The sequence below is a fragment of the Chitinophaga sp. HK235 genome (genome assembly GCF_018255755.1).
GTDB lineage: Bacteria > Bacteroidota > Bacteroidia > Chitinophagales > Chitinophagaceae > Chitinophaga.
Window position 1 is genome coordinate 1,740,759 of record NZ_CP073766.1, and the last position, 15,775, is coordinate 1,756,533.

The following is a 15,775-nucleotide window of genomic DNA, read 5'->3' on the forward strand; positions in this document are numbered from 1 at the left end:
CGGACATTTTACAGTGTAATCGTTTCAAGATGCTCATCGTCATCTGTGGTGTCTTCCTGATTAACTTTCACGTACCGGGCCAACTGCTCTATGGTAGCCAGCTGGAAGAAAGTCCTGACGGCCACTTCCACCTGGAATTTTTTACGGACAGTTGAAAGCAGGCGGATTACCTGCAGCGAGTGTCCACCCAGCTCAAAGAAGTTGTCCTGCACGCCTATCTTTTCCAATCCCAGCAGATCCTGCCATACTTCCACCAGCAAAGCTTCTGTTTCATTACGGGGAGGGATATACGTTTGTGAAGACAATTCCTGTATGTCTTCCGGTGAAGGCAATGCTTTGCGGTCTACTTTTCCATTGGCTGTCAGCGGTAGTTTATCCAGGGTAATCAGCAGTGAAGGCACCATATATTCGGGCAACCGGCTTTTGAGCAAAGCCTGCACGCTGTCTCTGTCGAAATCGGCGGCAGTCACGACATAACCCACCAGCTGTTTATGGCCTCTCCTATCGGGTCTGGCCACCACTACCGCCTGTTGTATCTGTTCGTGCTGTTGCAGGGCATGTTCTATTTCGCCCAGTTCCACGCGGTAACCGCGGACCTTCACCTGGTCATCGATACGGCCCAGGTACTCCAGGCTTCCATCCGGCAGCCAGCGGCCCAGGTCTCCGGTGCGGTACATCCGTACAGTCATGCCCGTTATAAACGGATCATTGATAAACTTCTCTGCCGTTAGTTCAGGCCGGTTCAGGTACCCTCTGCCTACGCCTACTCCGGAAACACAGATTTCTCCGGGCACTCCCACAGGACACAACTGCATATCTTCACTGGTAACGTATATATTGAGGTTCTGCACCGGATATCCCAGCGGGATATTAGACTGCAGCGGCGTTTCATACATGAAGTAATGACAGATATCATCCGAAGCTTCTGTAGGGCCATAGGCGTTCACCACGGGTATACGGGAATAATGCGGATGCGTAAACCACTGTGCCAGCACTTGCTGAGTGACCGCCTCACCGGTTACCAGTAAGAATTCCAGCTGTTCCAGCCGGGCAGGTATATCTTCCTGCAGCACCGCAGCCAGATAAGAAGGCACCAGCTCCAGGATAGTGACCTGTTGCCGTTCTACAGAAAGGATTAGTTTTTCAGGATTGAGTATTACTTCGTCCGGATACACAATGGTTGTTCCTCCGCAAAGCAGGGCAGAAAACATCTGCCATACCGAAATATCGAAGGTATAGGAAGCCGTATATGCAATGACAGAACGGTGGTTCACACGCAGGTCATGGATCTTTGCATACAGGTGATTTAACATACCCCGGTGTTCAATCAGCACGCCTTTAGGAGTACCGGTAGAACCGGAAGTATAAATGATATAAGCCAGATCTCCCGGTGATGGCGCTATGACCGGAGGTGTCAGCGGCCGGAGATACAATTCGTCTCCCCGGTCGTCCAGTGCTATCACCTGAACGCTGGCGGCCGATTCCATCTTTTGTTTCAGGCGGATATTACTTACTACGATTTCAGCCTGCACATCCTGCAAAAGGAATGCGGTCCTTTCTACCGGATAAGCAGGATCTATTGGCACATAAGCCCCACCTGCCTTCATAATGCCGAGTATACCCACCAGCATCTCCATAGACCTGTCGATACATATCGGCACTGGCATGTCTTTCCTGACGCCCAGATTCTGCAGGTAATTGGCCAGCTGGTTGGATTTCTCTTCCAGCATCCGGTAGGTGAGTTCTTCTGCTTCAAAGATAATGGCAGTAGCATCCGGCATGCGGAAAGCCATCTCCCGGAGGAGTGTTATAATAGTTTTACCCTGCGGGAAATCTGCCTTTTTATGGTTCAGGTCCTGGGTCAGATATTGGTATTCTACTGCCGGCAACATTTCCAGCTGCTGAAGGGTGGCGTTATCATTGCCCGTCATTTGTCTCAGCACCTGTTCAAAATGCCTGGAAATGGCTTGTACATAGGATCCTCCGAGCAGGTCTGCATTATACCGCAGTGTAATACGGATGGTATCAGATACCGCCACGAGTATTTCCAGCGGCAGATTGGTTTGTTCATGTACCGCAACATTCTCTATCTGTACCAGCCACTCCTGTGTTTCCAGCACTTTGCTCACCGGATAGTTTTCATATACCAGCAGGCTGTCAAACCAGTCGCCGGAAATGCCTGTCCAGCGCTGTATGTCGTCCAGTGGTGTATACTGATATTCCCGGCACTGCAGCTGAGAAGCCTGCAATTCCTGCAACCATTCCGCCACGGGCTTTTCCGGTACAATCTGCGCATACAAGGGCAGGGTATTGATATACATACCCACAGCCTGTTCCACGCCCGGCAAACCTTCCGGACGGCCAGACACAGTAGTACCGTAAGCTACATCCCTGCGCCCTGTATAACGGTATAACAGGTAAGCCCATACGCCCTGCATCAGTGTATTGGGTGTGATACGATGGCGTTGTGCAAAGCGGTTGATCTCACTGGTAGTCAAAGTATCCAGCTCGAAGTTTTCCTGGTGATAGGTACCGGTGCCGCTGTTGCGTTCTTCGGTAGCGCCTATAAAAGGCAGCAAAGTGGCTTCTGAAGCCTCTTTCAGGTAATTGCGCCAGAATGTTTCTTCCTCTTCCCTGTCGCGATGTTCGAGGTACCGCACATAATTTTCGTAGCGGTCTTCCTTCACCGCTGGCAGAACAGTTTGTCTGACAACGGACTCGTATATACGCAACAGCCCTTCCAGTATCAATGGCAGTGACCAGCCATCAAAAAGAATATGATGGGAAGTCCATAACATACGGTGGCGGTTTTCATCCAGCCGGACCAGCGTGAGCCTCATCAAAGGTGCTTCCCTGAAATCAAATCCCTTGTTGCGGTCGGCGTTAGCATAAGCCTGCAGTGCCTGCTGTTGTTCCGCTTTTGTCATGTTGCGGTAGTCCAGCAATGTTACCGGCAGCTGTACATCTTTGTATACACATTGTACCGGGATGCTGAATTCATCATAATGGAAGCTGCTCCGCAAGGCGGTATGCCGTTGTAATAACAGGTTCCAGCTTTGTACAAAGGCGGCTTCATTCAGTTGCAACAGATCGCAGGCAAACTGCTCCATATAGGCAGCTGAATTTTCGTCGTACAGTCCGTGGAACAGCATCGCTTCCTGCAAGCCGGTAAGGCGGTACAGTCCATCGATACGGGCACGTCTGGGAATGCCGTTAGGCGCGGCATCCAGGAACTGGTCCAGTTCTTCCACACTGACTTCCTTACTCAATCCAAAATCAGACGGAGTAGGCAATGGGGTTAATAGTGCCACACAATGTTCAATAAGGGCTTCCAGATGAGTGATATAGGCCGCCGCCATTTTTTCGATACCAGCTGCATTAAAGTGTTTGCTACTGTATTTCCAGCGAAGTACCAGCTCATCCTCCTGCACCATACTATCAATGGCTATCTTTTCTGTCACAGGGAAATCCTTTCCGATGGCGCTGCCCGGCGATTCGGCGGCTATCCGCAATACGCCTTCCTGCGCAGTGATGTTACCGGTTTGACCGAGGTAGTTGAATACAACATCCCATGGATCTGTTCCCTGTAAAGCAGTTTCTTTGTTAATATATTTTAATATACCATATCCCAGTCCCTTATCCGGCACGCTCCGCAACTGCTCTTTTACAGATTTTAACAGGGCACTGATGTTATTATGTTTTACATCTAACGTTAACGGATATAGGCTGGTGAACCATCCCACGGTACGGCTGATGTCTGCATCGGCTACTATGGATTCACGCCCATGTCCTTCCAGGCCCACCACTACTTTTGCTGTTTTGTTCCACTCCACTAAAGTAACAGCCAGGGCGGACAGCAGCAGATCATTAATTTCTGTGTGATAGGCTTTGGGGGCTTCCTGTAACAGTCGTCTGGTTTGTCCGGCATTGAGTCGCACCACATGATTCAGTGTATCCGTTACCGTGATAACACCATCAAACTTTTTATCGGTCACCAGCGGCGTATAACTTTCAGCGGCCTCTTTCCAGTAGCCCAGCTGCGTCTGCAGACGGCTTCGCTGGCTGTAGCCGGTGAGTGTGTTATACCACTGGCGGTAGGAATAACTTTTTGGCCCCAGCAGTTCGGCACCTTTTCTGCGGGTATCATTTTTCAGCAGCAGTTCCAGGTCATCCAACAGGATACGCCAGGAAACACCATCTATTGCCAGGTGATGTATCACGATCAGCAATCTGTTGCGCTCTTCCTGGGCAGGTGTCTGGATAAATACGGTACGAACGGTAATGCCCTGTTCTATGTAGAGGCTACGCTGGTAGTGTTCACCCAGTGCGGTAATCTTTTCTGCCAGTGCACTTTGTGCTGTTGTACGCAGGTCTGCTACTTCCAGGATACCTTCGTGTATGCCGTAGGTTTGCTGCCAGCCATTTTCATCATGACTATACACAAAACGTAAAGCGTCGTGATAACGCAACAGTTCTGATACGGCCCATTCCAGCACAGGTATATCGATGCCTTTGTCTACCTCCAGCAGGATGCCCTGATTAAAATGGGTTTCCCCGGCAGTAGTAGCAGTATGATCGAAGTACCATTGCTGAATAGGCAACAAGCCGCTGTTGCCGGTAAGCAAACCTTGCTCACCCTGGCTGGTGGCAGCCTGTTGCTTCGATACCAGCAAAGCCGACAAACCGGCTATCGTCTGATATTTAAACAGGTCTGAAGGATGCAGGTCGTATCCTGCACGCCTTGCCCGGCTTACTACCTGTATGGTGATAATGGAATCACCGCCCAGCTCAAAGAAATTATCGTATATCCCTACCTGTTGTATGCCCAGGAGGCTTTGCCATATGGCGGCGAGCTGTTGTTCTGTTTCATTGGCCGGCGCCACATAAGCTTCACTGGTGAAGACAGTGGTATCCGGCTCCGGCAGTGCCTTTTTGTCCACTTTCCCATTAGGAGTCAGCGGCATGGTGTCCAGTGTGATAAACAGGGAAGGCACCATATATTCCGGGAGACGTTCGCGCAGGAAGGCTGCCACCTCTTCACGGGCGGGCAGCTGCTCTCCGGCGATATACCCAATGAGGCGTTTATTGCCACTGGCGTCTGTTTTCACCAGCGCTACCGCTTCGCGTATATCGGGGTGCTGCAACAATACATTTTCGATTTCACCCAGCTCTATACGATAACCGCGAAGTTTCACCTGGTCGTCTATGCGGCCCAGGTAGGCGATGTTACCGTCCGGCAGCCAGCATGCGAGATCTCCGGTCCTGTATAATCTGGCGTCCTGGCCGGCAAAAGGATCCGCTACAAATTTCTCTGCTGTCAGCGCCGGATTATTGAGGTAACCTTTTGCTACCTGTACCCCACCGATATACAGTTCACCGGCTACACCCAGTGGTACCGGTTGCCCGGCCACATCCAGGATATAGGCGTTTACGTTGGTAAGCGGTTTACCGATGGGCAACATATCCCGTTTTCCGATATCCTGCGGACGGAACAGATACGCAGTAGCCACAACAGTAGTTTCCGTAGGTCCGTATTCGTTATAGAAGTCTACATGCCGGCCCCATTCCATTGCCAGTTGCAGGCTGCAGGCCTCACCACCAGAGACAACCCTTCTCAGGGAGCCATAGTTGCCGGGTGTAATGGAAGAGAGGAAGCCGGGTGTAGTATCAAGGTGTGTAACTTTTTCCTGTTCCAGCAGCTGTTCAAACTGTTGCCTGTCCAGCCTTAGCGCTTCAGGGATCATTACCAGCACGGCTCCGTTTACCAGCGGCAGGAACATCTGTTCTACGGCTGCATCGAAACAATAGTTGGAAAACTGCAATACCCTATCTGTATGATCGATACCAAAATCACGGCTACGATGACTGATAAAATTCACGATGGCTTCGTTGCTGATCACCACTCCTTTGGGCTTGCCGGTAGATCCGGAAGTGTAAATCACATAAGCCGGATCGCAAGCTGTGGCTGACACCAATGCATCAGGCAAATGCTGCAGCTGTCTTTCATCTCTCCATTCGTTGAGCAATATCAGTTCTGTATCGCCCTGCTGGTTAAACAAATGCCGGTGCGCATCGGAGGTAATGATCAGTTTACCCCTGCCCAGATCTTCCAGTATGTGGCTGATACGTTCGGCCGGGTGAAGCGGGTCCAGTGGCACATAAGCGCCGCCAGCCTTCAGGATGCCCAGTATGGCTACCATCATCTCCAGCGAGCGGTCTACACACAAGGGGATCATAGAACCGGCCCCGATACCTTTATGCGCGAGCAGGCATGCCAGCTGGCCGGAACGTTCTTCCAGCTCCTGATAAGTCAGCGCTGCATTTTCAAACACCAGCGCGGTGGCTGCCGGCGTACGCATCGCCTGTTCTGTAAACAGGTCTATCAGTGTTTTACCAGTCAGTTCCGGATGCTCGTTGCGGGTATTGTTAAAAGTAAATAGTAGTTGTTTTTGTTCTTCCTGACCTAACATCGGAATAGCCTGTATCAACATGCCAGGAGCCTCCACAATGCCACGAAGCAGTTGTTCGAAATGCCGTACCATCCTGTCTATCGTATCAGGACTAAACAGGTCCACACAATACTCCACACTTCCGGAAAGGCCGTCGGCACTATCTTCCATGGTGAAGCTAAGATCAAATTGTGTGGTGGCGTATGACAACGGTTCCGCGGACAGCTGCAGTCCTTCCAGTTCCAGCGCCGGTGTGGCGGGCATGTTTTGCAATAAAAACATCACCTGAAACAACGGGCTTCTGCTAAGGTCACGCTCTTTAATAACGGCTTCGACTATCTTTTCAAAAGGTATCTCCTGATGCTGATAGGCGCCCAGTGTTGTTTCCTTAACCTGTTGCAGCAGCGTGGCGAAGGGCTGTTGACCGCTTACATGGCTGCGCAGGGCCAGAGTGTTGATAAAGAAACCCACCAGTACTTCTGTTTCCTGTCTGGTTCTGCCGGCCACCGGACTTCCCACACATACATCTTCCTGTCCGCTGTAGCGGTACAGCAAAACCTTAAATGCGGCGAGTAAGGTCATGAAGAGCGTCACATCCTGTTGACGGGATAATGACCGCAACCGCACTGTCAGCTCCTTATCGAGCCGGAACCAGGTTACAGCGCCGCGGGTGCTCTGCACTGCAGGCCGCGCATGATCAGCAGGCAGCTGCAGCACTTCTGTGCCCTGCAGCTTTTCTTTCCAGTATTCCAGTTGAACGGCCAGCACGTCATCAGACAGATAACGCCGTTGCCAGATAGCATAGTCGGCATATTGCAGCGGCAATAAAGGCAGACTGACTGCTTCATTACGGACAGCTGCTGTATAAAGTGCTACGAGTTCTTTTACAATTACAGCAGAAGACCAGCCATCAGAGGAAATATGATGTACCACCGTTACCAGCAGATGTTCATCTTCTGACAACATGATCAGGTGCGCACGCAGCATATGATCGCGGGACAGATCGAAGGGAGCATGTACTAAAGACTGAACCAGAGACGACAAGGCCAGCGGGTCTTCGCGGAACACCGGTTCATCCGTGATATGCAGCTGCCAGCTGTCTTTATCCTGGATACGTTGCCATGCCTGACCATCGTCCTGTTCTATGACAGTACGTAATATTTCGTGGCGGTTGACAATACCCCGCAGAGCTGCTGTCAGCGCGACTTTGTTGAGCGCGCCTTTCAGCCTTAGTACAACCGGGATATGATACTGCACGCTTCCTTCCAGCTGGTCTATAAACCACAGGCGTTCCTGGCTGAAGGACAGCGGAATTTTTTCCGGCCGCGGCGCCGCTTCTACAGCTGGTAATACGGTGGCCACCTGTTCCTGATGCAGGATATAGTCTGCCAGCAGCGCAACGGAAGGATGTGTAAATACTGATTTTACCGGTAGCTCTATCTGCAGTTGTTTACGCAAAGCAGCTACCAGTCGCATTGATAAGAGAGAGTTTCCTCCCAGTGCGAAAAAGTTATCGTTAACGCCTACACGGGGAATATCCAGTATATGTTCCCAGATACCTGTCAATATCTGTTCTGTTCCATTACGCGGAGCTAGATATTCGCTGGATGCCAGAGCGGCCGCATCAGGATTGGGCAAGGCTTTCCTGTTGACCTTTCCGCTGGCTGTCAGCGGTAATGCAGGCAGCTCCATCAGCAAGGCAGGTATCATATAATCAGGAAGACGGCGTTTTAATCCGTCCATAATGGCTGTACGATCAAAGTCTCCCGCGGGCACCACATATCCAATCAGGCGTTTACTACCATCAGCCGCATCTCTGGCTGTCACCACGGCTTCGCTCACCAACTCACTTTCCAGCAATACACTTTCTATTTCTCCCAGCTCAATTCTATATCCTCTGATCTTCACCTGGTCATCTATCCTGCCGGCATATTCAATGTTACCATCAGGCAGCCAGCGGCACCAGTCGCCGGTTCTGTACAGGCGGGCAGCAGGCGTATGGCTGAACGGATCTTTGACAAATTTTTCCTGAGTAAGTGTATCACGGTTTAAATATCCTCTTGCTACCTGTACCCCGCCGATATGCAGTTCGCCGAAAACGCCTGCTGGCAGAGGGTTACCGGCACTATCCAGGATATAGAGCTGTGTATTGGCCACCGGCTTACCGATGGATACGATATCTGTTTCCCGGAAATCAGCCGGCATATCCCAGCAAGTAACGTCGATGGCTGCCTCCGTAGGTCCGTAAAGGTTATAGAGCCCTGCATGCGGGATTTTTTCCCTGAAGCTGCTCACATGCTGAGGTTTCAGCGCTTCACCACTGCACAATACACGTCTGAGGCCCGGCACGTCGCCCTGTGAAACATTTTCCAGGAAGATGTGCAACATGGAGGGTACAAAATGTATGGTAGTGATATCATAACGGTCAATAGCGGCCTTCAGATAGTCTGTATCCTTTTGTCCGTCGGGCACTGCCATCACCAGTCTGGCGCCGCTTATCAGCGGCCATAACAGTTCCCATACAGATACGTCGAAGCAGAAGGTTGTTTTTTGCAATACTGCATCTTCCTGCGTTAAGGAGAAATACTGTTGTGTCCATAACAAACGGTTCACCACACCGGCATGTTCGTTCATCACGCCTTTGGGTTTACCTGTAGATCCGGAAGTGTAGATCACATAAGCCAGCTGATGGGGATCTATGGCCTGTTGTGGCGGAGTGACCGCATAAGAACGAATCTGTTCCTTTTCTTCATCCAGCAGGATGATACCCCTAGTGCCGGCAGGCAATGCGCCGACGCCGGTTTTATCTGTCAGAATAATATCCGCATGGGTATCAGACAACATGTGCGCAATCCTTTCCTGCGGATAGGCAGGATCTACCGGCACATATGCCCCACCTGCTTTCAGGATACTCCAGATGGCCACGATCATGTCCAGTGAGCGTTCCAGACACACGGGCACCAGTGTTTCCTGTTTTACGCCTTTACTGTTGAGATAATGGGCCAGCTGGTTGGTATATTCATCCAGTTGGCGGTAAGACAAGGCGGTGTCTTCAAAAACGACCGCAATAGCATCGGGTGTTCTGCGGACCTGTGCGGAGAAAAGCTCCACCAGGTTTTTGTATTCCGGCCAGATGACAGCCGTATTATTAAAGGTTAGCAGCCGTTGTTGTTCCAATGGTGTCAGCCATTGTAGTGCGGGCAAAGGTGCAGCGGCATTTTCCAGCATCTGATGCAGGATAGTTTCAAAATGGCCTGCAATCGCCTCCATGTATACATTTGGCAACAGGTGGCTGTTGTAGCTGAAGCGGATATTGATAACCGCACCTGCGCCGATAAGGATCGTTAACGGATAATTGGTTTTTTCCTGTACCGCCACATTCTCTACCTGCAATTGCCAGGACTCGGCTTCAATCACTTTGCTGACCGGATAGTTTTCAAATACCAGCAGGCTGTCGAACAGCTCGCCGGCAAGACCGCTCCAGCGCTGAATGGCATCCAGCCCGGTGTGTTGATACTCCCGGCTTTGCAGCTGGTTGGCCTGCAGCTCCTGTAACCACTGTGCCAGTGGCTTGTCTTCCTGTATAGCCGTATGCAACGGAATGGTGTTGATATACAGGCCCACCCGTTGTTCTATGCCTGGCAAATCTTCCGGACGGCCTGAAACCGTTACACCATAGGAGATGTGTTCATGGCCGGTATAGTGATATAACAGGCACGCCCACACGCCCTGCATGAGGGTATTGATGGTGATATGATGCTGATGGGCGAAGGCAGCTATTTTAGCAGAGACAGCAGTGTCCAGTTGCACCAGATGATCTTTATAATCGCCAGCCTCTTTAGTACGATCAGCGCCTGTTTTGATGAAAGGCAACAGGGTGGCTTCTTCCAGGCCCTGCATGTAGTTACTCCAATAAGCAGCTTCCTGTTCCTGATCCTGTTTATCGAGGTAGCGGATAAAGTCCTCATAGCGGTCTTCCGGCACAGCAGGCATTACTTCGCCTTTAACAGCCGCCTCATAGGCCCGTAGCAGCTCCTCTACCAATACCGGAACAGACCAGCCATCAAACAGTATATGATGGAAAGTCCACAACAAACGGTAGTTATCATCTTTCAGACGGATAAGGGCAATGCGCATGAGCGGCGCCACCTTAAAATCAAATGCTTTGCGGCCATCAGCCAGCATAAAATCCTGTATCGCTTGTTGTTGGCGGGTTTCATCCATCTGGCTGTAGTCCAGTATTTCCAGTGGAAGTGACACTTCCCTGAAAACGCCCTGCAATGGGACAGCTGCTTCATCACTGAAGAAAGCTGTACGCAGGATGCTGTGTTGCCGGATCAGATGTTCCCATGCAGTACGGAAAGCAGCCGGTTGTAATGACAACAGGTCGCACGCGAACTGTTCGATGTACGCACCGGAAGTTTTGTCGTACAGACTGTGAAACAGCATACCTTCCTGTAATGCGCTCAGGCGGTACAATCCGGAGATCTGTTCACGCCGGGACGGGCCGGTGTGGACAGCATCCAGAAAGGTATCCAATTCATTATTGGAGACAATACCATTCAGACCATAATCTGAAGGGGTGAAAACCGGTGTCTCCAATGCAGCACAATGAGCTGTCAGTGTTTGCAGCTGTGCCATATAATCTGCGGCCAGGGCCTGTATCTGTTGTTCTTCAAAATGTCTGGTACTGAAAGTCCAGACCAGCACCAGCGCTCCATCCCGCACGATACTGTTGAGGGCTATTTTCTCCTGCATCACATACTCCTCACCTGCTCCGGCGCCGGATGATTCGTTCACCAGGCTTAAGAAGCCCTGTTGTTTCACTACATGGTCTGATTGTCCCAGGTAGTTGAACACAATATCCCAGGGATCTTTCCCTTGCAGGGAGGTAGATTTAGCCAGATGTTTGAGCACACCGAAGCCGATACCTTTATCCGGTACGGACCGCAACTGTTCTTTCACAGATTTGATAATCTCTCCCGGAGCATTGCTGCCATTGGTTTCCAACAGCACCGGATACAAACTGGTAAACCATCCCACGGTGCGGCTTATGTCCATTCCGCCGATATCCTGGCGGCCGTGGCTTTCCAGTCCTATACAAACGCGGCCGGCCTGGTTCCATTTGGTAACCGCCAATGCCAGTGCACTTAATAAGATATCATTGATTTCGGTATGATAAGCCCTGGGAGCTTCCTGCAGCAGCTGCTGTGTGAAAGTAGCGTCCAGCCTTGTTTCCAGGCTACTGAAATCTGCAATGAAAACAGGGCCATCAAAAGTTTTGGTGGTGCGTATACGCTGCTCCAGGCCCGCGGCCACTGTTTTTTCCCAGTAAGGCAGCTGGCTGGTGAGGCGGCGTTGTCCGGCATAGGCCGTCAGTGCTTCCACCCATTGACGATAGGAGTTTCCTTTATCGAGCGATATGGTGATGGTTTCTTCCGCCACAGCCTGTTTTAGCAACACTTCCAGGTCTTCCGCCAGGATGCGCCAGGATACACCATCTACAGCCAGGTGATGTACTACGATCAGCAACCTGTTGGCGGCTACCGTATCGGCTGTTTGCAGTAAAACCGCCCGCATCAGCATCCCTTTTGTAATATCGAGGCTGCGATGTACCTCACGGCTATACGCAGCGATCTGCTCCGCCAGGTCTGTTGCAGCCACTTCACGCATATCCTTTATTTCCAGGCCTGCTTCATAAGTACCATAGGTCTGATGCCAGCCCTGATCATCTTTATGATAAACAAAACGCAGTGCATCATGATAGCGGACCAGCACTTTGATAGCTGCAGCAAGATGTGCCGGTGTAACATTTTTTTCAACCCCCAATAAAGCACTCTGATTAAAATGACCAGCAGCGCCGGCGTTGGTATCAAAAAACCATTGCTGTACCGGTAACAGGCCACAATCGCCTGTCAGCAAGCCTTGTTCGCCGGTAGTCCCCTGCTCCTTTTGTTCTGCCATCAGCACTTCAAGACGCTCAATCGTCTGATGCGTAAACAGATCACGGGGATGCAGTTTGTATCCGGCCCTTCTTGCCCTGCTTACCACCTGTATGGTAATGATGGAATCGCCACCCAGCTCAAAGAAATTATCGTATATGCCTACCCGTTCTATGCCCAGCAGATCCTGCCAGATCTGCGCCATATCACGTCCTGCCCTGCTTTTGGGTGCTACATAGGTATGGGAGGACAGCCCTGTCATATCCGGCTCCGGCAGCGCCTTTTTATCAATTTTACCATTAGCCGTCACCGGTAGTTTTTCCATCGGTACCAGCAGTGAAGGCACCATGTACTCCGGTAATTTTTCCTTCAGATAAGCCAGCATACCATCGCGGTCAAACGTATCGGCAGGTACTATATATGCAAACAGTCTTTTAACGCCCTTATCATCTATTCTTACCACTACCGCACCCTGACTCACCAGCTCACAAGCCAGCAACACATTCTCCACCTCGCCCGGTTCTACCCGGAAACCACGGATCTTCACCTGATCATCCACACGGCCCAGGTAAGCGATGGTACCATCCGGCTGCCAGCGTGCCCGGTCACCAGTGCGGTACAACCTCGAGCCTGGCACTTCACTGAAAGGATTAGGGACAAATTTTTCTGCGGTCAGTTCAGGCCGGTCAAGATACCCGAGTGCCAGCCCATCGCCGCCTACATACAGTTCTCCGGCCACGCCCACCGGCACCAGCTGCTGAGCCGCGTCCAGCACATAAGCAGTACGGTTGTTCAGCGGAATACCAATGGGTATATTGGTTGTAAACTCCCGGTTGTTGATAATACAACATACAGAGAAGGTGGTATTTTCCGTAGGGCCGTAGCCGTTAATAATGTTGATGTCCGGATAAGTTTGCCGGAACCGCTCTACATGTTTTTCAGATAACTTCTCTCCTCCTACAAGGATAGCGGAAAGCTTTGCAAACACGGTAATGTCCGTATCCACCAGCTGATTGAACCAACTGGAAGTCATAAACATCGCCGTTATTTCCTTACTATACAGTTCACGTTTGAACACAGCACTATCGAGCAGGCTGTTTTCCGCACTCAATACCAGACGGCCACCATTCAACAGCGCACCCCAATATTCAAAGGTGGTGGCATCAAAGGCCAGCGAGCCTGCAGACAGGATTCTATCCGTATTCTTCAGGGAAACATAATTAGGCTGTAATACCAGACTACTTATATTCCGGTGGGTGACCAGCACGCCCTTGGGCTTGCCGGTAGAACCGGAAGTATACATCACATAGGCCAGGTCTTCCGGAGAAGGTGGATTAGCAAGATCTTCCATGGGCTGACCATTCAGCAATTCCGGCAGCAGGTCTAAAAATACCAGTTCTGTTTCCGGCCTTTCTGTTGTAAACCGTTCATTGAATGCCGTAGTGGTCAGCAACAGGTGACTCCTGCTTTCGTCCAGCATGAAGTTAAGCCGCTCTGCCGGATATGCCGGTTCCAAAGGCATATAGGCAGCACCAGCCTTCAGAATGGCCAGGATGCCTGTCATCATTTCCAGCGACCGTTCCATACAAACCGGCACCAGACTGCCTTTCTGTACGCCTTTACTACGGAGATAATGGGCCAGCTGATTTGAACGCTCGTGAAGCGCACCGTAATGCAGTATCGTTTCTCCAAACATCACCGCTACTGCATCCGGCGTTTGCTGTGCCTGTGCCGCAAACAATGCCGGCACCGACTGGTCGTCGGCATAGGCAACAGCAGTATTGTTGAAGTCTGTTAAAGCCTGATGCCGCTCTTCAGCAGTAAGCAATGGCAACACACTGATCAACGTATCAGGCGCCTCTAATATGGTACTCAGCAGCTGCCGGAAATGTCCGATCATCCTGCTGATGGTCTGTTCATTAAAAAGATCGGTGCAGTATTCCATCCTTCCGGTAAAGCCTGATTCGCTCTCTTCCATAGAGCAGGTCAGGTCAAACTTAGCCGTGGTATGTTCTGTGAGGACATAGGAAAACGTAACGCCGTCCAGTTCCAGTTCCGGCGATGCCGGCGCATTCTGCAGGGCAAACATCACCTGAAACAGCGGGTTTCTTGTCAGATCTCTTTCTTTTACCACCGCCTCTACAATCTTTTCAAAAGGAAGTTCTTGATGATCGTAGGCTGCCAGGGTAGTTTGTTTTATCTGTTGCAGCAGGGTGTTAAACGCAGGTTGCCCGCTCATATCACTGCGTAGTGCCAGTGAGTTGATAAAGAAGCCTATCAGGTTTTCTACCTCTTTCCTTGTTCTTCCCGCCACCGGCGTACCTACACAGATATCCTCCTGCCCGGTGTAACGGTACAGCAGCACTTTAAATGCAGCCAGCAAAGTCATAAATACAGTAACACCTTCCTGTTTTGAAAAGGCTTTTACCTTTTCTGATATATCACGGTCAAGGTTAAACGAAACGATGGCGCCACGATTACTTTGCACCGCAGGCCGGGGATAGTCCGCAGGCAGTTCCAGCGCCGCTGTATCAGACAGTTTTCCCTTCCAGTATTGCAGCTGCGCTTCCAGTGTTTTACCGGATAAGTATTTCCGTTGCCACAGGGCATAGTCGGCATACTGTATATGCATCACCGGTAGTTCCGGTTTCACTCCTTTCACCAGCGCATGATACAGCTCAACCAGTTCTCTGACGATAATACCGGTGGACCATCCGTCTGCGGCAATATGGTGCAATACCACTACCAGCAAATATTCATCTGTGCCAGGAGCTATGAGATGCGCCCGCAACATATGATCCGTTGAGAGGTCAAATGGTTTGTCGATGATAGCTTGTATAGCGACGGGCAGTGCAGCGGGATCGTTATAATAGTCAGGAGTGGTCACCACATCCAGGTCCCAGGCATCTTTGCTGAGCACCAGCTGGGTGGCAACACCGCTGGTTTCCCGGAAGACGGTACGCAACACTTCATGTCTGTTGACGATTTCTCTCAGTGCATCGCGGAGGGCTGTTGCCTGCAGATCCCCCTTCAACTTCAGCACTATCGGTATATGGTATTTCACGCTGCCTTCCAGCTGATCGATGAACCACAAACGTTCCTGGCTATACGACAAACGGATACCTGAAGCTGCGGTGGCAGCACCGGCGATGATCTGTTCTTCATCTCCGGCGCCTGCCTGGTGCAACAATGCTTTTATTTCCTCCCGGTGCAGTTTTATCTCTTCCAGAAGTTCCGGCGCTATGCCGGCATTTTTGGGTGTTTTGAATTTAATTTTACCATCTTCCAGAAAAAGCATTACTCCATTCTCTCTCGCCTTCGTCACTACTGCTATCGCTTTATTGAAGTTAACCTCAATCATATGTTATTATTAAAATAGCCTGT

The 15,775-nt window shown here is 50.8% G+C and carries 1 protein-coding gene; it reads right to left on the reverse strand.

The window, feature by feature from the left end; translation table 11 throughout:
- Positions 1 to 8: 8 nt before the first annotated feature.
- Complete coding sequence (locus tag KD145_RS05570; protein ID WP_212004916.1) at positions 9 to 15,752, reverse strand: non-ribosomal peptide synthase/polyketide synthase; 15,744 nt, start codon at positions 15,750 to 15,752, stop codon at positions 9 to 11.
- Between the last annotated feature and the right edge of the window lie 23 nt (positions 15,753 to 15,775).

Bases quoted from the DNA above. Each gene is read 5' to 3' on its own strand.
- KD145_RS05570 (WP_212004916.1), bottom strand. From the start codon at position 15,752: ATGATTGAGGTTAACTTCAATAAAGCGATAGCAGTAGTGACGAAGGCG.